Source organism: Variovorax sp. GW821-FHT09B01, from assembly GCF_059418345.1.
Genome location: NZ_JBWKPQ010000007.1, coordinates 168,473 through 187,077, shown reverse-complemented (window position 1 = coordinate 187,077; position 18,605 = coordinate 168,473). Strand labels below are relative to the sequence as shown.

The window sequence follows — 18,605 nt, the reverse complement described above, 5'->3', positions numbered from 1 at the left end:
CTCAGTCTGCGGAAGGGGGCAGCTCGTCGGTGAGGCCGAGCTTGCCCGGGTTCAGGATGTTCTTCGGGTCCAGCGTGCGCTTGATCGCCTGCAGCACCGGGAAGGCGCTGCCCAGCGAGTCGGCCATGTAGGGCGCACGCAGCAGCCCGACGCCATGGTGGTGGCTCAACGCGGCATTGTGGCGCACCAGCACCGCGTTGGCCGCGTCCCAGGCCGCGCGGTACCAGCGCGCGCGGTCCGCCACCTCGACCTCGCCGCGCAGCGAGAAGTAGAGGCAGGCGCCGTCCACGTAGGCATGCGACTGGTGGGCCGAGCCGGCCAGCGTACCGGGCACGGCGTTGATCGCGGCCACCACCTCGTCGTAGATCGCGGGCAGGTCGCTCCAGCGGCCGCTCATCTCGAGCGTGTCGGCCACGAAGCCCGGGCTGCGCTTGAAGCCCTCGGCGCTCTTGCCCGTGAGGTAACGGGTGTCGAGCCAGCGCTCGAAGATCACGGGCCCGTCGAGCTCGCGGCCCAGCTCGCGGCAGGCGCGCTCGCTGATCGCCATGACCGCGTCGACCATCTCGGGCGCGCCCTCGTCGGCGATCAGCAGCACGTGCGTGTCGGCCAGCTCGAACTGCACCTTGCTCTCGAGCGCGTCGTACAGCCGCAGCGCGGCCGGGTTGGCGCCGCGCTGCATGATCTGGCGGCAGGCCTCGAGGCCGGTGGCGAAGCTGTCGAAGCCGAAGGCGATGGCGCGGCCGTAGTCGGGCAGGCGGTGCAGCTTGAGCCGCACGCGCACGATCACGCCGAGCGTGCCCTCGGAGCCGATGAACAACTGCTGCAGGTCGGCGCCGACCGCGGCGCGCGAGTAGCCGCCCACGGTGACGAGGCTGCCGTCGGCCAGCACCACGTCCATGCCGAACACCATGTCCTCGATCTTGCCGTAGCGCGTCGAGAGCTGGCCCGCGCCGCGGCAGGCGACCCAGCCGCCGACCGTGCTGATGCCGAAGGACGAGGGCCAGTGGCCCATGGTCATCCGGTGGTCGCGCTGGATGGCCTCCTCGAACACGTCGCCGAACATGCCGGCCTCGACCTCGACGATCTGGCTCTCGGCATCGAAGCCGATGAATTTGTTGAGCTCGCAGACGTCGAGCACGATGCCGCCGCGCACCGGCAGCGCCGCGCCGGTCACGTTGCTGCGGCCGGCCGACACGGTGACGGGAATCGATGCCGCGTGCGCGATGCGCATCACGGCCTGGATCTGCTCGACGGTGGAGACACGCACGATCGCGGCCTGCGGCGTCGCGGGGCGGCCGCCGGTCTCGCTGACCATGGAGCCGGCCCACCAGTCGCGCGTCCAGGCCACCACGTCGGCGGTGGCGGTGAGCACCTCGTCGGCGGCCTGGCGCAGCGCCTCGAGCTGCGCGGGCGGCACCGCGATCGGCGCGCGCTGCAGGCCCGCCGGGCCGTCGGTGGCCGCGATGGTCTTCGCATAGGCCGGTGGCGTGTGCGCACCGACGATGTAGTTGCGGCGGTTGTAGCCGCGCTGGATGGCGTCCTTGCTGATCATCTGCTTTCTCCCATGAGGATGGATTTTTCGTGTGCGAGGGCGGCGCGGTAGCTGGTGACCTGCTGCGCCGTCTCGGCGGGGGACAGGCCGAGTTCGGCCTGGAGGATTTCGCCCACGCGGTCCGCGGCGCGGCCCGAGGCGTCGCGCGCCATCAGGCGCGCGCGGATGCGCCGCGACAGCACGTCGTCGACGGTGCGGGCGAGTTCGTGGCGCACCGCGTAGACGATCTCGGCCTCGCTGTAGGGCAGGCCTTCGACGATCGGCTTCTGCAGGCCGGGGTCGTTCTGCAGGATGTCGCTGACGAAGCGCGCCTCGGTGCCGTAGCGCTCGCCGAGGTGGGCCGAGAGCCCGCCCGAGGCGGTGATCGCCTGCGCGTCGTAGCCGGCCGCGCCGAGCAGGAAGGCCGACTTGGTGGTGCAGCCGGCGCGCCGGCCCAGCACCTTCTGCGCGGCATCGATGGTCTGCTCGGCCATGTGGCGCGAGGTGGTGAGCTTGCCGCCGACGATGGTCAGCAGTCCGTCGGAGGCGGTGCGGATCTCGTGGTTGCGCTTGATCTCGAGCGTCTTGCCGCCGGGCGGCGCCACCAGCGGACGGCAGCCCGCGATGCTGCCGACCACGTCCTCGGCGCGCAGGTCGGTCTTGAGCGCCGAGCGCGCGCCCTCGAGCAGGAAGTCGAGCTCCTCGCGCGTGCAGCAGACGTCGTCGAGGTTGCCCTCGTAGTCCTCGTCGGTGGTGCCGAGGTAGGAGACGTTGCCCCAGCGCGTGATGGTCGCGCGCCGGTTGCGGCCCGGCACCGGGATGGTCACGGTGCAGTCGTTGCGGATCTTGAGCCAGGGGATCGCCACGTGCACGCCCTTGGCCGGGCGCACGTTGAGCGTCTTCTCCTCGTTCTTGCGCCGGCCGTCCCAGTCGCGCAGCCAGACGCCGGTGGCCATCACCACGACGCGGGCGCGCGCGCGGATCTCGCGGCCGTCGGCCTGCACGATCGCGCCGTCGACCTTGCCGTGCGCGTCGCGCGTGATCTCGATCGCCTTCGCATGGTTGAGCACCGCAGCGCCGTGGAAGGCGGCGGTGCGCGCCACGTTGAGCGTGAGGCGCGCGTCGTCCACGCGCGCGTCGAAGTACATGAAGCCACCGGTCAGGTGCTCCTCGCGGAAGGTGGGGCAGTGCGACAGCACCTCGGCCTTGCTGAGCTTCTGGTGCAGGATGCCCTCGCGCCAGCCGCCCGCGATGTCGTAGGTCCACAGCAGGCTCTCGAAGGCCTTGGCCAGGCGCTTGTCGAACACGCCCTCGCGCTCCATCACCGGGAACAGGAAGGGCAGGCGCTGCACCAGGTGGCGCGCGTTGCGGCGCAGGCGCTGGCGCTCGAGCAGCGAGTGCCGCACCAGGCCCAGGTTGCCCTGCTCGATGTAGCGCAGGCCGCCGTGCACCATCTTCGAGGACTTCGACGAGGTGCCGAAGGCGAAGTCGTCCTTCTCGACCAGCGCGACGCGGTAGCCGCGCAGGCTGGCATCGAGCGCGGCATAGGCGCCGGTGATGCCGCCGCCGACGATCAGCATGTCGAAGTGCTCGTCGCCCAGGCGCGCGAGCAGGTCGGGGCGGTGCAGGCGCAGGGGCTCGGTGGCCGTCATCTCGGCGCGGTCCCTGGCCGGTCGAAGGGATGGCAGGACCCTCATCGTGGAAGTTCTCCTGGCGTGGTGGAAAGTGATGGGTTCTTGAAGCGCTGCGCATGCGCGAGCTCGGAGTCGACCCGTGCCTGCCATTGCGCGCGCCGGGCCTCGCGCTCGTCGGCGCCGATCGCGGGTTCGAACACCGCGTCGGTGGCCAGCGTGGCGCGGGCCTCCTGCAGCGAGGGCCACAGCAGGCCCGAGGCACCCGCGAGGAAGGCGGCGCCGCGCAGGCTCGCGCGCTCGGTCTCGGCCATTCGGCGCACCGGCATGCCGCTGAGGTCGGCCTGGATCTGCAGCAGGGTCGAGCTGCCCGACAGGCCGCCGCCGACCACGAGTTCGGACACCTGCAGGCCCGAGACCTGCTCGTTGGCCGCGATGCACGCGGCCACCGAATGCGCGATGCCCTCGAGCACCGCGCGCGCCACCTCGGCGCGCGTGGTCGCCATCGAGATGCCCGTGAGAGAGGCGCGCGCGGCCGGCTCCATTGCGGGCACGCGCAGGCCCGTGAGAGCGGGAACGAAGCTGACGCCGTTCGCGCTCGCGGCCTCGGCCGCCAGCGCGCCGATCTGCGCCGCGTTCTCGAACCACTGCAGCTTCTCGCAGACCCAGTTGAGCGCGGAGCCGGTGGTGGCCACATAGGTCTCGACCGCGAAGTGCGAGACGCCGCCCGAGCGCCGCGCCGTCATGGCGAGCGTGCCCGGATGCAGGCCCGCGTCGAGGGGCGGCACGGTGCCGGTGATCACGTCGACGAAGCTGCCGGTGCCGTGCACGCACATGGCCTGCGCGCGGTCGAGGCAGCCCAGGCCGACGGCGCCCGCATGCTGGTCGCCCGCGCAGGCGAGGATCGGCACCGCGATGCCGAGCAGCTCGGCGCGCGTGCGGCCCAGGTCGCCGGCATCCTCGCGCAGTGCGGGCAGCAGCGCGCGCGGAAAGCCCAGGGTGTCGATCCACTCGAGCTGGTAGCGGTGCTCGGCCAGCACGTAGGCGTTGCCCGAAGTCACGTTGGTCGGCGTGGTCACGCATTCGCGCCGCTCCGACAGGTGCCACAGCAGCCAGCTGTCGATGGTGCCGAAGCCGAGCCGGCCCTGCTCGAAGGCATGCGCCACGGCCGGCGTGTCGCGCAGGTGGTGCGTGGCCCAAAGGTAGGGCGAGCGCACGCCGACCGGGCGGCCGAGCTGGCGCATCAGCGGCGCGTCCCACTCGGGCGCGAGGCGCGCCAGTTCGTCGACATGGCGCGTGTCCTGCCAGACCATCACGGGCACCAGCGCGCGGCCCGTGTGGGTGTCCCACAGCACGGCCGAGCAGCGCTGGGTGGCGATGGCGAGCGCGGCGATGCGCTTGCCCTCGGCCTGGGCGCGCGCCACGCTGGCGCGGCACACGGCGAGGGTCTTCGCGAGGATCGCGTCGGCGTCCTGCTCGACCACGCCGGGGCGCGGCGTGTCGACCGAAAGGGGCGCGTACTCGAGGCAGGAGACGTGGCCGTCGCGGCCGACGACCGCGGCGCGCGTGCCCGAGGTGCCTTCGTCGATGGAGAGGATCACGTCCTCGGTGGTGGAGCTCATCGGTTCATTTTTCCCACGGCGGGTTGGAGCGATTCGGAGGGGATGCCGGTGCGCGCGTCGTCCTTGAACTGCGGCGCGCCGGCTTCGTTGTCGGGATTGATTCCGGTACGGGTCGGGTCCCAGCGGATCGCGAAGCAGATCGCGCTCGCGATCAGCGGCACCACCGAGAGGATCAGGAAGGTGTGCTCGAGCCCGTACTTCTCGCGGAACAGCGGGAACACCAGCAGGCCCAGGGCCGCGCCGATGGAGCCGAGCGCGCCGATGATGCCGTTGGCGCCCGCGCGCAGTTCGCTGCGGAAGGACAGCGAGGACAGGCTCTTGCCGTTGGCGCCCGGCCCGCCCGAATGGAACAGGATGAACAGCGAGGGCACCGCCACCGCCAGCCACAACGGCATGCGGCCATGGAACAGGCCCAGCGTCAGCAGCATGAGGAACACCATCGCGAAGCCGAAGGCCGAGGCTCGGCGCAGGCCGAGCTTGCGGCCGATCCACGGCGAGAGGAAGCCGCCGAAGATGCCGAACACGTTGAAGGCCAGCGCGCCGATGGTGGCCTGCGCGAAGTCCTTGCCGAACAGCGTGGCGCTGATCAGCGGCAGGTACCAGCCGACCGCGAAGTACTGGATCGACTGGCCGATCTGCACCGTGGCCGCGAGGATGGTGCGCGGCAGGTAGACACCGCGGAAGATCAGCAGCACGTTGGCCGCGCCGCGGCGCGCCTGGTTCGTGACCGGCACGCGCTCGTGGCGCGGCGCGGCGGCGAAGCGCTCGGCATAGATGCGGCTCATGGCGGCGGCGGCCTCGTCGAGCCGCTCCTTGCGCGCGAGCCAGACCGGGCTCTCGACCAGCAGCGCGAACTGCAGCAGCAGGATCGCGAGGCCGAACACCGCGGTGGCGGCCACCGAGTAGCGCCAGATCGAATCGCCCACGTTCCACGAATAGAACATCAGCGCCAGCAGCAGGTTGCTGCAGACGGCCAGGTACCACATGCCCTGCCAGGTGTTGAGCCGGCTCTTGAAGCGCGCCGGCGTGAACTCGGCCAGCACCGCCATCGCGATCGCGAAGTCGATGCCGTAGGCCGCGCCCACGAAGAAGCGGCCGACCAGGATCGTCTCGAAGCCCGGCGCGAACACCACGATCACCGCGCCCGTGACGGCCAGCACCTTGGCGAGGATCAGCGGCCGGATGCGGCCCCAGCGGTCGGCCATCCAGCCGCCGATGGGATTGAAGGCGATCGCGACCCACGAGGCCATCGAGGTCATCAGCGCGACCTGCGCGGCGCTCAGCGAGAGGTTGCGCGTCATGGGCCCGAGGCCCGCGCTCAGTGCGGAATTGGAAAAGGCGTCGAGGAACAGTCCGCCGAGTGCGAGCCACCAGATGACGGCGGCCCGGCCCTTGATGCCCTGGCGTGAATCCAGGTAGGCGATGACATCGTCGATGCCGCGGATCTTGAGCGCGTTGGGTTGCACAGTTGTCTCCATTGGAATAATCCGCAAGAAGACGATGCAAACCATGCAGGCGCGACAAAGCCATCTCACAGATGGTCTTTAAATCTGAACCTGCGCCGAAATTCTAAGTGCGAAGTTTTCAATCCGTCAATGAATGTGATTCGAGGCGGTGTTAACCACTAGAACCGCCAGAAGCCACCGTGTTGCATCTGTTCCCGCGGGGACAAACAGCGGCGGCCCTCGTTCCTAGAGTCGCGTGCTTCGAAAGACATGACGAGGAACGAACGAGACATGAAGACCCTGATCCACGCCATCGCGCTGTGCGCCGCCGCCTGCCTGGCCTTGCCGGCGGCGCACGCGGCCACGGTGCAGCAGCATGCGCTGCAATCGTCGGTGCCCGATCCGCTCGCGGGCGCCGATGCGGCCAGGGGCACGAAGGTCGCGTTCACGCTGTTCCTGCCCGATGCGAAGCCCGAGGGCGGCTACCCGCTGGTGCTGCATGCGAGCGGCTTCGGCCTCGGCCGGCTGCGCGAACTGCCGCCGCGCGACACCGACCCGGGCGCGAGCTACTGGTCGCGCGTCGACCGCCTCGTGCCCACGCTGGTCGAGCGCGGCTATGCGGTGATCAGCTTCGACCACCGCGGCCATGGCGACAGCGGCGGCGACAGCCGCATCATGGATCCGCAGGTCGAGATCGCCGACATCCGCAGCCTGATCGACTGGGCCGAGCGCGAGCTGCCGCTGCGCAAGGGCGCCGACGGCAAGCCGCGCATCGGCAGCATCGGCGGCTCGTACGGTGGCGGCTACCAGATGCAGCTCGCGCAACTCGAGCCGCGCATCGCGACCGCGATCCCGTCGATGACCTGGTACGACCTGCAGCATTCGCTCGCGCCGCAGGGCGTGCTCAAGCAGGGCTTCGTGCAGTTCGAATGCTTCATGGCGCAGCGCGGCAAGGTGCGCGACGGCGGCCTGCTGCGGCCGCTGTGCGAGACGGCGCCGAAGCCCGGTGCCTGGTCCTGGAACGACATGGGCGCCGATGCGCAGCGGCTGCGCGATGCCTACCAGGCGCACGGGCCCTCGGGCCTGAGCTGGTCCGGGCAGCCGTCGCGCCGCGTCGATGCGCTGGTGGTGCAGGCCAGCGAGGACGTGCTGTTCGACATGGACGAGGGCCTGCGCAACTGGCGCCAGCTGAAAGCCGTCGGCGGCGATGTGCGGCTCATGGTGCTGCGCTCGGGCCATGTGAATCCGCGCGCGGGGCAGCGCGACAAGCCCGCGCGCTGCGGCAGCGTCGATGCCATGGACGCGATGCTCGGCTGGCTCGATGCCAAGCTGCGCGACATCGAGCCGTCAGCGCCTTCGGTGCCCCAGCTGTGCATCGCGCTCGACGACGGCACGGCCTTCGAGGGCACGGCGCCGATCGCGGCGCAGTTCGGCGCGGCCCTCGCGCGGACCGAGGTGCGCGCCGGTTCGCCGGCGCCGGTCTTCGTTCCCTTGCCCACCGATGCGCTGCGCGGCGCAGTGCTGGCCGGCGTGCCCGAGGCCGAGCTCGACGTGCGGGCCGCCGGCGGACCCGGCGTGGCCCTGGTGGGGCTCGCGCTGCGCCGCAACGGCGAGCTGATGCTGCTGTCGGACCAGGTGGTGCCCGCGCCGCCGGGGCGGCAGCGCATCGCGCTCGGCGGCGTGGCCGCGCGCCTGCGGCCCGGTGACGAGCTCGGCGTGGCGCTGTTCGCCACCCATGCGCAGTACGTCTGGGCGCCCGCGTCGGGCGCGCCGGTGGCCGGCATCGCCGGCGACAACGCCTATGCGGTCTCGGGCCGCGTGTGGCTGCCGCTCGCGGCCGATGGCGCGGCGCGGTAGGCGCGCAGCGCATCGAGGTCGCGCAAGGTCACGACCTGGTAGCCCAGCGTCAGCAGGCCCTCGGCCTCGAGCCGCCGCAGCGCCGCGTTGAGCCGCGAGCGCGACATGTTGCAGTAGAGCGCGAGCTCTGCCTGCGAGACCTGCAGCTCGAGCGAGCGCGGCGGAAAACCCGCGGGGCTGAACAGCGAGGCCAGGCTCTGCGCGACCTTGGCGACCGGATCGAGCGTGCGGTCCGACAGCGTGACGGCCATCGACTGCGTGAGCCGCTCGCTCAGCAGCTGCAGCACGAAGCGGTTGAAGGCGCGGTTGCCGTCGAGCAGGTGGAAGAAGGCCGTCTTCGGCATCTTGATGACCACCGCGTCGGACAGCGCCACCGCATCGCAGAAGCGCGGCTCGTTGCGGATCAGCTCGACCTCGCCGACCCAGCTGAAGGCCTGGCCCATGAAGGTCACGGGCTTGCCCGAGGCCGAGGTGGTGCACAGCTTCATGCTGCCGCGCCCCATGCCGACCCAGTGCTCGGCCGGATCGCCGCGGTGCCAGATGGCCTGGCCCGCGGCGAGTTCGACGAAGCGCAGCTGCGGCAGCAGCACTTCGGCCTCGTCGTCGCTCAGCGTGTGGGCCCAGACGCAGCCGCGCCAGCGCGACTTGAGCGAGGCGATCTCGCCGGGGTCCATGCGGCGTCGGCCGATCTGGTGCGGATCAGGCCGCTTCGGTTTCCTGGTACTCGCCCACCGGCACGCAGCTGCAGAACAGGTTGCGGTCGCCGTAGACGTTGTCGACGCGGCCGATCGGCGGCCAGTACTTGGCGTCCTTGAGCCCGGCCAGCGGGAAGGCGCCGAGCTCGCGCGCATAGGGATGGCCCCATTCGCTGCCGAGCAGGCTCGCGGCCGTGTGCGGCGCGTGCTTGAGCGGGTTGTCGTCCTTCGGCCAGACGCCTTCCTCGATGCGGCGGATCTCGCCGCGGATGGCGATCATCGCCTCGATGAAGCGGTCGAGCTCGGCCAGCGGCTCGCTCTCGGTCGGTTCCACCATCAAGGTGCCGGGCACCGGGAAGCTCAGCGTGGGCGCGTGGAAGCCGTAGTCGATCAGGCGCTTGGCGACGTCCTCGGCGGTGACGCCGCTGGTGTCCTTGAGCGGGCGCAGGTCGAGGATGCACTCGTGCGCGACGTGCCCGTTGGGGCTCGCGTACAGCGTGGGGTAGTGGTCCTTGAGCCGCGCGCTGATGTAGTTGGCGCTGAGGATCGCGGTCTCGGTCGCGGCCTGCAGGCCCTTCGCGCCCATCATGCGGCAGTACATCCAGCTGATCGGCAGCACGGCCGCATTGCCCAGCGGCGCGGCGGACACGGCGCCCACGCCATGGCCCGACACGCCCGCGGTCGCATGTCCCGGCAGGTAGGGCACGAGGTCCTCGACCACGCAGACCGGGCCCACGCCCGGGCCGCCGCCGCCGTGCGGGATGCAGAAGGTCTTGTGCAGGTTCAGGTGGCTCACGTCGCCGCCGAACTCGCCCGGCGCGGCCACGCCCACCAGCGCGTTCATGTTGGCGCCGTCGACGTACACGCGACCGCCGTGCGCATGCACCAGCTCGCACAGTTCCTTCACGCGGGTCTCGAACACGCCGTGCGTGCTCGGGTAGGTGATCATCACCGCGGCCAGGTTCCTGCCGTGCTTCTCGCAGGCGCGCTTCAGGTCGTCGAGGTCGACGTTGCCCTGCGCGTCGCAGGCCGTCACCACCACCTGCAGGCCCACCATCTGCGCGCTCGCGGGATTGGTGCCGTGCGCCGACGAGGGAATCAGGCAGATGTTGCGGTGGCCTTCGCCCTGGGCCTCGTGGAAGGCGCGGATCGCCAGCAGGCCCGCGTACTCGCCCTGCGAGCCGGCATTGGGCTGCAGGCTGATGCCCGCGTAGCCGGTGGCTTCGCAGAGCCAGGCGCGCAGCTGGGCGTCGAGCTGGGCATAGCCCTGCAGCTGCTCGGCCGGCGCGAAGGGATGGATGTTCGCGAACTCGGGCCAGGTGATCGGGATCATCTCGCTGGTCGCGTTGAGCTTCATGGTGCAGCTGCCCAGCGGGATCATGCTGCGGTCGAGCGCGAGGTCCTTGTCCGACAGGCTGCGGATGTAGCGCAGCATCGCGGTCTCGCTCTTGTGGGTGTTGAACACCGGGTGCGACAGGAAGGTGCTCGCGCGGCGCAGCGCCTGCGGGATGCGCGGCGCGGTGTTGGCGGCCAGCTCCTCGAAGCGCGGCATCGGCGTGCCGGCGGGCACGAACAGCGCCCACAGGGTCTCGACGTCGGCGCGCGTGCTGGTCTCGTCGAGCGAGATGCCAAGGTGCTGCTGCAGCCGCTGGCGCAGGTTCACGTTGGCGGCCTGCGCACGCTCGAGGATCTTCGCGGTGTCGTCGCCGGTGCGGATGGTCAGCGAATCGAAGGCGGTCTCGTTGACCGGCTCGCGGCCCATCTGGGCCAGGCCGCGCGCGAGGATCGCGGTGAGCGCGGCCACGCGCTGCGCGATGCGCGTGAGGCCGTCGGGGCCGTGGTAGACCGCGTACATGCTCGCGACCACCGCGGGCAGCACTTGCGCGGTGCAGATGTTCGAGGTCGCCTTCTCGCGCCGGATGTGCTGCTCGCGCGTCTGCAGCGCGAGGCGGTAGGCGGGGCGGCCATGGGTGTCGACGCTCACGCCGACCAGGCGGCCCGGCAGCGAGCGCTTGAAATCGTCGCGGCAGGCCAGGTAGGCCGCGTGCGGGCCGCCGTTGCACAGCGGCATGCCGAAGCGCTGGGTGGTGCCGCAGACGATGTCGGCATCCCATTCGCCGGGCGGCGCGAGCAGGGTCAGCGCCAGCAGGTCGGCCGCGACGCAGAAGGCCGCGCCGTACTGGTGGGCGTGGCCCGCGAGCGGGCGCAGGTCGTGCACGTGACCGGTGGTGGCCGGGTACTGCGCCAGCACGCCGAAGAACTCGCCGCTGGCCATCAAGTGCGGCAGGGTTTCCGAAGCGGTGCTGACCTTGACCTCGATGCCCAGTGGCGCGGCGCGGGTCTTCACCACCTCGATGGTCTGCGGATGGCAGTCGCCCGAGACCAGGAACACGTTGCTTTTGCTCTTCACGCTGCGCTTGGCCAGCGTCATCGCCTCGGCGGCCGCGGTGGCCTCGTCGAGCATCGAGGCATTGGCGATCGCCATGCCCGTGAGGTCGCAGACCATGGTCTGGAAGTTGACCAGCGCCTCCATGCGACCCTGCGAGATCTCGGCCTGGTAGGGCGTGTAGGCCGTGTACCAGGCCGGGTTCTCGAGGATGTTGCGCAGGATCACGCCCGGCGTGTGGGTGCCGTAGTAGCCCTGGCCGATGAAGTTGCGGAACACCTTGTTCTTCGCCGCGATCGCCTTGAGCTCGGCCAGCGCGTCGGCCTCGGTGGCCGGTGCCGGCAGCCGCATCGGCTTGCTGCGCCGGATCGCCGCGGGCACGATGCCGTCGATGAGTTCGGCGCGCGTGGCCGACCCGATCACGGGCAGCATGCGCGCCTCGTCGTCGGCATCGATGCCGATGTGGCGGGCGATGAATTCCTCGGCGTTCTCGAGTTCTTGCAGGGTGGGCAGGGCGGCGGGGGTGGGCATGGCGGGCGGGGGAAGAGAAGGGGGAGCGGACTTCCGGACGCGAGCCTTCGCGTCCGGCCATCCGGTTTCAGGAGCTCAGGATTCCTCGGCGAACTTGCCGTAGGCGGTTTCGTCCATCAGCGCGTCGAGCTGCGCCGGTTCGGACAGCTTGACCTTGAAGAACCAGCCTTCGGCCAGCGGCGCGCTGTTGGCGAGCGAGGGATCGGCGCGCAGGGCTTCGTTGACTTCGGTGATCTCGCCCGAGACGGGCATGAACACGTCGGCCGCGGCCTTCACCGATTCGACGACGCCGGCGACATCGCCCTGGGCGAAGCTCTTGCCGACCTCGGGCAGGTCGACGAAGACCACGTCGCCCAGCGCGTCCTGCGCATGGACGGTGATGCCGACCGTGGCGTTGCCGCCCTCGGCCTGCACCCATTCGTGGTCCTTGGTGTACTTGATGGTCATGTTGAAAAACTCCTCGTGGATAAAAAGTGGCCGATGCCGGGGCGTAGGTTAGCCGCGACGGCGGTCCGCCGGATGTCCGGTCGTCAGCCGCGGTAGTAGCGCGTCGGCACGAAGGGCAGGGTCGACACCTCCATCGGCACCGGCTTGCCGCGCACGATGGCCTGCACCCGGGTACCGGGCTCGGCGAAGGCGGTGGCCACGTAGCCCATGGCGACCGGCCGGTCGGCCGTCGGGCCCAGCAGGCCGCTGGTGACCTGGCCGATGTCCTGGCCCTCGAAGGACTGCAGCGGCGTGCCGTCGCGCACCGGGATGCGCTCGAGCGCGACCAGGCCGACGCGGCGGCGCTTCAGGGTGTCGTGGTCGAGGTGGCCAGCGGCGCCGGTGGCGGCCACGAGCTGGGCCAGGATCTTCTCGGCGCCGGGGAAGCCGCCCGCGCGCGCGCCGCCCGTGCGGCGCACCTTCTGGATCGCCCAGTTGAGCGAGGCCTCGACCGGCGTGGTGCCGGTGTCGATGTCGCTGCCGTAGAGGCACAGGCCGGCCTCGAGCCGCAGCGAGTTGCGCGCGCCCAGGCCGATGGGCTTGACCTCGGGCTGGGCCAGCAGCAGCCGCGCCAGCGCATCGGCGTCCTTCGCGGCGACCGAGATCTCGAAGCCGTCCTCGCCGGTGTAGCCGCTGCGCGTGACGAAGGCGGCCATGCCGCCGATCTGCACGGCGCCGCCGGTCATGAACACGAAGCGCTCGATGCCGGGCGACAGCCGCGCCAGCGTGGCCGCGGCCTGCGGGCCCTGCAGCGCGAGCAACGCCTGCTCGGGCAGCGGCTGCACCTGGCAGCGCTGGCCGATCTTCTGCTGGATGTGGGCGATGTCGGCCACCTTGCAGGCGCCGTTGACGATCACGAACAGCGAGCCGTTGCCTTCGTTGAAGAACATCAGGTCGTCGAGGATGCCGCCCTTGTCGTCGAGCAGCAGGCCGTAGCGCTGCTTGCCCGCGGGCAGGTCGATCACGTCGACCGGCATCAGGGTCTCGAAGGCGGCCGCGGCGTCGGGGCCGGACAGGCGCAGCTGGCCCATGTGGGAGATGTCGAACAGGCCCGCGGCCTCGCGCGTGTGCCTGTGCTCGGCCATCAGGCCGGCGGGGTACTGGACCGGCATCGAATAGCCGGCGAAGGGCACCATGCGGGCGCCGAGTTCCAGGTGCAGCGCGTGCAGCGGGGTCTTGAGCAGTTCGGATTCGGGGGCGGAAGCAGCCACGGGGCACTCCTGGGGGCAGCAATCGAATGCCATGGCTCGCGCCATGGGGCCACCCCTGCTGTCCGCTTTACCTGAGAGATTCGCCCCACGATCGGGGTTTGCTCCTTCGGTGGACCGGGCGCCTGCGGCACCGGCCTCTCTCCAGCAAGGAAACGCCGTCCCGCGAAGGCCGGCGCTGTGTCAGTCCTTTTGCCTGAGCGTTCGGGGGTTCCCTGCGCCTTCGGCGGCCCCGTGCGGGGCTCTCTCCTGACCCGGGCGAGTGTAGTGGATTGCGGGCCGCTTCAGCCGTGGCGGCGCAGCCGGTCCGACAGCGCCTGGCAGATGGCGTCATGGGCCCGGCCGGCGGCGGCCGAGTGCGCGAAGAAGCCGAAGAACGGGTGGAACATGTCGTCGAAGCGCAGCAGCCGGGTCGGCACGCCGGCCGCCTCGAGCCGGTGCGCGTAGGCCAGGCCCTCCTCGCGCAGCGGGTCATGGCCGGCGACGGCGATCAGGGTCGGCGGCAGGCCCGCGACGTTCGCCGCGCGCAGCGGAGACGGTGGCACCTCGGCGGCGCGGTGGGCCGAGGCTCCCATGCAGAGCCGGGCGATCTCGCGCAGGTCAGCGGGTGCGAGCATCGGGTAGTCGATGCCGCGGGCCTCGATCGCGGCCACGTCGCGCGCCATGTCCAGGCCCGGCACCACCAGCAGCTGGGCCGCCAGCGGCCGCGCATGGCCGCGCAGCGCCAGCGCGGCGCAGGCCGCGAGGTTGGCGCCCGCGCTCTCGCCGGCCAGGGCGACCCGGGACGGATCGCCGCCGAGCATTTCCGCATGGCCCAGCGCCCAGCGGGTCGCGGCCAGTGCATCGTCGTGCGCGGCCGGGAACGGGTGCTCGGGCGCCAGCCTGTAGTCCACCGAGACCACCACGGCTTCGACGTCGCGGCAGAGCTTGCGCGCGATGTCGTCCATCAGTTCGACGCTGCCGAGCACGAAGCCGCCGCCGTGCAGGAACACCACGGTCGGCAACGCCGCTTCGGTCGAGACGGGCCGATAGATCCGAACCGGCACGCGCAGGCCCTGGTGCTCGGCGACGCGGTCCTCGGTGGAAGCCACGACCGGCAGCGTCGTGCGCTCGCGCGCCGCCATGACCGCGCGGCGCATGCGTTCGCGCGCCTCGGCGGGCGTGCCCGAGAATGGTGGTGGGGCCCCATGGGCGCGCATGGCCGCGACGATCGTCGCGAGCTGGGGATCGAGCGCGGCGCTCATGCCAGCCCCAGCACATAGGCCTGCGAATCCGCCGCGCGCTGCCGCAGCCGATCGAGGTCCACATCGAGCAGGCGACCGTCGCGCTTCACCGGCCGCCCCGCGACGAACACGCTGTCGACATTGCCCGGATGGGCGCCCAGCACCACCGCGCCCACTGCGTCGGAGACCGGCGCCAGGTTCAGGTCGTCGGCGCGGATCAGCACCACGTCGGCCTGCTTGCCCGGCGTGAGCGAGCCCACCTTGTGTGCCAGGCCGTTCGCCTGCGCGCCGGCCAGGGTGGCGAAACCGAGCACGTCGCGCAGGCCCAGCGTCGCCGGGGCGTTCTTCGTCTTCGAATGGCCGCCGCCCATCCACGAGCGGTAATAGGCCAGGGCATGGCGCATCTGCGTGAACATGTCGCCCGCGCACTTGGTCTCGGTGTCGCCGCTGAGGCTGGGCCGGATGCCCACGGCCAGCAGCCGGTCGAACGGGATGTCGCCCATGCCCTGCGCATTGAGCTCGCAGTGCACGCCGAGCGAGGCGCTGACGCCAGCGTCGGCCATCATCGAGAACTCGTCGTGGTGCGAGCAGCAGCAGTGCACGAAGGTCAGGTCGTCGCCGAGCACGCCGGCCTCGTGCATCTGCGCGATGCCGCGCACGGCGGCGTTGCGTGCGTAGGCGCCCATGTGGATGCTCGAGCGGATGCCGAGTTCGCGCGCCAGCCGCAGGTCGCCGAGCCAGGTCTCGCGCCGCGCCATCTCGGGGCCGCGCGCGGCCATCGCGAGCGTGAGCAGCTGGTCGTCGCTCGAGAAGTAGCGCTCGCGCAGCCGCCGGATGTCCTGCGGATGGCCGCGCTCGCTGCCGAACATCCACGAGGCGCCGTCGACCAGCGGCCAGCCGTGCGCGAACACGCCGCGGATGCCGGCGTCGCGCAGCGCCGCGATCGCCGCGTCGGAATGCTCGGGGCTGTTCTGCACGTGCGACCAGTCGAGCATGGTGGTGATGCCGCTGTCGAGTGCCGCGACCGCGCCCAGCAAGGTGCCGGTGTAGACGTCCTCGGGCCGGTAGGCCGCGCCCTTGGCGCCCAGCATCTCGGCGAAGTAGACCTGCGAATCGATGTCGGCGTAGCGATGCCGCACGCAGCTCTGCCAGGTGTGGCGATGTGTGTCGACGAAACCGGGCAGCACGATCATGCGGTCGGCCTCGATCCGCTCGGCCTGGGGGGCATCGATGCTCGGCGCGATCGCGACGATGCGCTGGCCCTCGATCAGCACGTCGCCACGGCGCAGCTCGCCGATGGCCGGGTCCATGCTCAGTACCCAGCCGCCCGCGATCAGCAGTGGCCTGTGGTCGTTCTTCATCGCATCACCTCCTCATCCAGCGCGAGAGTTCGGTCTCGACCTCGGCGGCGCGCGTCACGTCCGCGGTGGCCCAGGCCACATAGGCATCGGGCCGCACCAGCATCGCCTGCACGCCGCGCATGGCGGGCGGCACGCGCGCCACGCGGGCCGGCAGCAGGGTCACGGGCAGGCCCTGCAAGTCCAGCGATTCGAACTGCCGCGAATTGCCCTCGAGATCGAGCAGCAGGAAGCGCCGCTCGCGCAGCAGCTCGGCGACGCGCACCGAGCGGCCGTCGCGCGTGACGAGGTCGAAGTCGGGCAGCCGCTGGCCGGCCAGCGGGTGGCGGTCGGCTTCCCCGGCGCGACCGGGGTAGGGCTGCTCGAGCCCGCACAGCTCGAGCACCAGCTGGCGCTGCACCTCGGGCAGCGGAATGATGTGCCTGGCCAGCCGGCGCTTGAGCGCCACCGCATCGGGCTCGAAGTTGAACTGCAGCACGCACTGCGCCTTCACGCTCTCGAGCAGCGCATGCATCACCGGCAGGCGTTCGGCGTCGTAGCTGTCCAGCGTGGCCTCGTCGGCCACGCCCGTGACGACGTTCGCGAGCTTCCAGCCCAGGTTGAAGGCATCCTGCAGGCAGAAGTTCATGCCGACCCCGCTGGCCGGGTAGTGGATGCGCGCCGATTCCCCGACCAGGAACACGCGCCCCTGGCGCAGGCGGGGCACGGCGCGCATCTGGTCGTCGAAGCGCGAGGCCCAGCGGAAGCCCTCGATGCCGTAGTCGCTGCCGAGCACGTCGCGCAGGCACTGCTTCGCCTCCTCGAGCGTCACCGGCTCGTCCTTGGCGGCATGGCGGCGGTCGCGGTGCACGATGTTGAAGCGCGTGATGCCTTCGCCGAAGGCATAGCCGCGCACCCAGCCCATTTCGTTGTCGGCGCCGGTGCGCCCGCCGGGCCAGGGCGCGCTGAGTTCGGCGTCGATCACGATGCCGCGGAAGGTGCCCGAGTGGCCCTCGAAGGGCAGGCCGCACTGGGTTCGCACGGTGCTGCGGCCGCCGTCGGCGCCCACCAGGTATCTGGCGCACAGCGTCGATACCGCGCCCGACGGGTCGGCCACCTCGATCTCCACGCCCTCCGTGTCCTGCCGCACCGAGCGCACCTCGGCACCGCGGCGAAGCTCGGCGCCGCTCTCGGCCGCCCAGTCCCAGAGGATCTCCTCGGTCATGTTCTGCGGCAGCCCGAGCGTGAAGCCGAAGCGGGTGTCGAGGTGCTCCCACTCGATCGACTGGAAGCCGGCCCAGATGTGGCTCGAACGGAACGGGTAGTCGAGGATCTGCCTCGTCCGCTCGATGAAGCGATCGGCGATGCCGCGTGCATCGAACAGCTCGAGCACGCGCGGCAGCAGCGTGCCCGCGCGCGACTGCACGCCCTCGATGCGCCGCTCCAGCACCAGCGTGCGCGCGCCCGAACCCGCCAGCTCGGCCGCCACGGTCAGGCCCGAGGGGCCGCCACCGACGACGATCACGTCCCACTGCATTGAATCTCCGGTCACTCGATCTCCTTGGAAGAAAACTTTTTAGAAGGCGTGCGTCATGCCGACCTCGAACGCCGACTGGCGGCGGCCTCCGGCCACGGCCTGGCTGCGCAGCACCGCCTTCTGCCCGGGCCCCGCCTTCTGCAGCACGCCGAGCAGGTACAGGCTGGTGCGCTTGGACAGCGCGTAATCGATGTGGCCGTGCACCTGGTCCCAGCGGTAGCTCGCGAGCTTCGTGAGCGAATAGCCGCCGCCGATGCGCAACTGGTTCGTGAGGTACTTGTAGGCACCGACGTCGATGGTTCGCGCGGTCTCCGTCTGCTGCAGCCCGGCCGCCGACAGGCGCGTGTGGCTGTAGTTGCCCATCCAGCGCCAGCCGTCGCTGGTGTAGGCCAGCCCGACCGTGGCCGTGTCCTGCGTCTGCGACAGGGTCGTGCCCGGGGCCTTGGTGAAGTCGACGCCGTAGAGGGCGGGCACGCCGAGCCGGGTCGCGGGCGCATACGGGATGCCCTTGACCGACTCCCAGATCGCGAGCGCCTGCAGCGGACCGCTGGCATAGCTGAGTTCCGCGCCAACGGCGCGCCCGACGTTGGTGGTCGAATCCGCCTCCGCGAAGCCGTACATGGCGCCGAACTGGAAGCCGCCGAACACCGGCGACTTGTACTTGACGAGGTTGCTCAGCGAGTTGCCGACCGTGCGGTCCAGGTTGCCGGGATGCGTGGCGAGCAGCGAGGTGTAGCGCTCCGAGGTGAAGGGCGTCGCGTCGGCGAGCAGGTCGTACATCGCGCCGAGCGTGAGCGTGCCCCAGGTGCCCGAGCTCAGGCCCAGGTAGCTCTCGAGCGGCGCGAGCGTTCCGCTGTCGACGAAGACCGAATTGCTCCAGCGGAAGATCGCGCGCAAGTCGCCGCCCAGCGATTCGCTGCCGGTCAGCGCCAGGAAGGGCGCGGCATGCGTCGAGGTCATCTGCAGCTGGCTTCGGCCGCCCGAGTCGCGGGTGTAGAGCACGCCGCTGCCGAGCAGGCCCGACAGCTTGAGTTCCGATTGCGCCTGCGCGCCTTGCGCCAGCGAGAGCCCCGACAGGGCGAGCAGCAGGGCCTGGGTGTTGCGTTGGATCATGAG

General features: G+C 71.0%; 13 protein-coding genes and 2 riboswitches. Of the genes, 1 reads left to right on the top strand and 12 read right to left on the bottom strand.

The window, feature by feature from the left end; translation table 11 throughout:
• Window position 1 precedes the first annotated feature (1 nt).
• Genes AC07RV_RS21515 through AC07RV_RS21500 form a run of 4 tightly spaced genes read right to left on the bottom strand, consistent with a single transcriptional unit; the run spans window position 2 to window position 6,250 of the window.
• Window positions 2–1,552, bottom strand: a complete 1,551-nt coding sequence (locus AC07RV_RS21515) for an FAD-binding oxidoreductase (protein WP_296782118.1) — start codon at window positions 1,550–1,552, stop codon at window positions 2–4.
• On the bottom strand, window positions 1,549–3,228 hold the full coding sequence (locus AC07RV_RS21510) for a glycerol-3-phosphate dehydrogenase/oxidase (protein WP_296782117.1): 1,680 nt from the start codon (window positions 3,226–3,228) through the stop codon (window positions 1,549–1,551). The genes AC07RV_RS21515 and AC07RV_RS21510 overlap by 4 nt, the downstream gene beginning before the upstream one ends.
• A complete protein-coding gene (locus AC07RV_RS21505) occupies window positions 3,225–4,784 on the bottom strand; it encodes an FGGY family carbohydrate kinase (RefSeq protein ID WP_296782116.1) in 1,560 nt (519 codons plus the stop codon). The genes AC07RV_RS21510 and AC07RV_RS21505 overlap by 4 nt, the downstream gene beginning before the upstream one ends.
• A complete protein-coding gene (locus AC07RV_RS21500) occupies window positions 4,781–6,250 on the bottom strand; it encodes an MFS transporter (RefSeq protein WP_296782115.1) in 1,470 nt (489 codons plus the stop codon). Before AC07RV_RS21500 ends, AC07RV_RS21505 begins: the two co-directional genes overlap by 4 nt.
• Window positions 6,251–6,520: 270 nt before the next feature.
• Between AC07RV_RS21500 and AC07RV_RS21495 the strand changes: the two genes are divergently transcribed.
• Complete coding sequence (locus AC07RV_RS21495) at window positions 6,521–8,086, top strand: alpha/beta fold hydrolase (protein WP_296782114.1); 1,566 nt, start codon at window positions 6,521–6,523, stop codon at window positions 8,084–8,086.
• Here AC07RV_RS21495 and AC07RV_RS21490 read toward each other — a convergent pair.
• The 8 genes from AC07RV_RS21490 to AC07RV_RS21455 form a co-directional block, all read right to left on the bottom strand.
• Window positions 8,029–8,760 carry a Crp/Fnr family transcriptional regulator gene (locus AC07RV_RS21490; RefSeq protein ID WP_296782113.1) on the bottom strand — a complete coding sequence of 244 codons (732 nt, stop codon included), beginning with the start codon at window positions 8,758–8,760 and terminating at the stop codon, window positions 8,029–8,031. The two genes, AC07RV_RS21495 and AC07RV_RS21490, sit on opposite strands and share 58 nt — an antisense overlap.
• A 25-nt stretch (window positions 8,761–8,785) precedes the next feature.
• A complete protein-coding gene (gcvP, locus tag AC07RV_RS21485) occupies window positions 8,786–11,698 on the bottom strand; it encodes an aminomethyl-transferring glycine dehydrogenase (RefSeq protein WP_296782112.1) in 2,913 nt (970 codons plus the stop codon).
• 75 nt (window positions 11,699–11,773) lie between these two features.
• Window positions 11,774–12,145 carry a glycine cleavage system protein GcvH gene (gcvH, locus tag AC07RV_RS21480; protein ID WP_296782111.1) on the bottom strand — a complete coding sequence of 124 codons (372 nt, stop codon included), beginning with the start codon at window positions 12,143–12,145 and terminating at the stop codon, window positions 11,774–11,776.
• 83 nt (window positions 12,146–12,228) lie between these two features.
• Window positions 12,229–13,428 (bottom strand): glycine cleavage system aminomethyltransferase GcvT, encoded by a 1,200-nt coding sequence (gene gcvT / locus AC07RV_RS21475; protein WP_296782110.1) that lies wholly within the window; start codon window positions 13,426–13,428, stop codon window positions 12,229–12,231.
• Window positions 13,429–13,443: 15 nt separating this feature from the next.
• Window positions 13,444–13,550, bottom strand: a riboswitch (glycine riboswitch).
• Between the two features lie 20 nt (window positions 13,551–13,570).
• Window positions 13,571–13,654, bottom strand: a riboswitch (glycine riboswitch).
• A 22-nt stretch (window positions 13,655–13,676) separates the two neighbouring features.
• On the bottom strand, window positions 13,677–14,636 hold the full coding sequence (locus AC07RV_RS21470) for an alpha/beta hydrolase (protein WP_296782109.1): 960 nt from the start codon (window positions 14,634–14,636) through the stop codon (window positions 13,677–13,679).
• Complete coding sequence (locus AC07RV_RS21465) at window positions 14,633–15,976, bottom strand: amidohydrolase family protein (RefSeq protein ID WP_296782108.1); 1,344 nt, start codon at window positions 15,974–15,976, stop codon at window positions 14,633–14,635. The genes AC07RV_RS21470 and AC07RV_RS21465 overlap by 4 nt, the downstream gene beginning before the upstream one ends.
• Before the next feature lie 4 nt (window positions 15,977–15,980).
• Entirely contained in the window at window positions 15,981–17,504 is a 1,524-nt protein-coding gene (locus tag AC07RV_RS21460) for an FAD-dependent oxidoreductase (protein ID WP_296782107.1), read from the bottom strand.
• Window positions 17,505–17,528: 24 nt separating this feature from the next.
• On the bottom strand, window positions 17,529–18,602 hold the full coding sequence (locus tag AC07RV_RS21455) for a porin (protein ID WP_296782106.1): 1,074 nt from the start codon (window positions 18,600–18,602) through the stop codon (window positions 17,529–17,531).
• Between the last annotated feature and the right edge of the window lie 3 nt (window positions 18,603–18,605).

What these genes read in the sequence shown, in the direction of transcription:
- AC07RV_RS21515 (WP_296782118.1), bottom strand. Translation starts at nt 1,552, where the DNA reads ATGATCAGCAAGGACGCCATCCAGCGCGGCTACAACCGCCGCAACTAC.
- AC07RV_RS21510 (WP_296782117.1), bottom strand. Translation starts at nt 3,228, where the DNA reads ATGAGGGTCCTGCCATCCCTTCGACCGGCCAGGGACCGCGCCGAGATG.
- AC07RV_RS21505 (WP_296782116.1), bottom strand. Translation starts at nt 4,784, where the DNA reads ATGAGCTCCACCACCGAGGACGTGATCCTCTCCATCGACGAAGGCACC.
- AC07RV_RS21495 (WP_296782114.1), top strand. Translation starts at nt 6,521, where the DNA reads ATGAAGACCCTGATCCACGCCATCGCGCTGTGCGCCGCCGCCTGCCTG.
- AC07RV_RS21490 (WP_296782113.1), bottom strand. Translation starts at nt 8,760, where the DNA reads ATGGACCCCGGCGAGATCGCCTCGCTCAAGTCGCGCTGGCGCGGCTGC.
- gcvP (WP_296782112.1), bottom strand. Translation starts at nt 11,698, where the DNA reads ATGCCCACCCCCGCCGCCCTGCCCACCCTGCAAGAACTCGAGAACGCC.
- gcvH (WP_296782111.1), bottom strand. Translation starts at nt 12,145, where the DNA reads ATGACCATCAAGTACACCAAGGACCACGAATGGGTGCAGGCCGAGGGC.
- gcvT (WP_296782110.1), bottom strand. Translation starts at nt 13,428, where the DNA reads ATGGCATTCGATTGCTGCCCCCAGGAGTGCCCCGTGGCTGCTTCCGCC.
- AC07RV_RS21470 (WP_296782109.1), bottom strand. Translation starts at nt 14,636, where the DNA reads ATGAGCGCCGCGCTCGATCCCCAGCTCGCGACGATCGTCGCGGCCATG.
- AC07RV_RS21465 (WP_296782108.1), bottom strand. Translation starts at nt 15,976, where the DNA reads ATGAAGAACGACCACAGGCCACTGCTGATCGCGGGCGGCTGGGTACTG.
- AC07RV_RS21455 (WP_296782106.1), bottom strand. Translation starts at nt 18,602, where the DNA reads ATGATCCAACGCAACACCCAGGCCCTGCTGCTCGCCCTGTCGGGGCTC.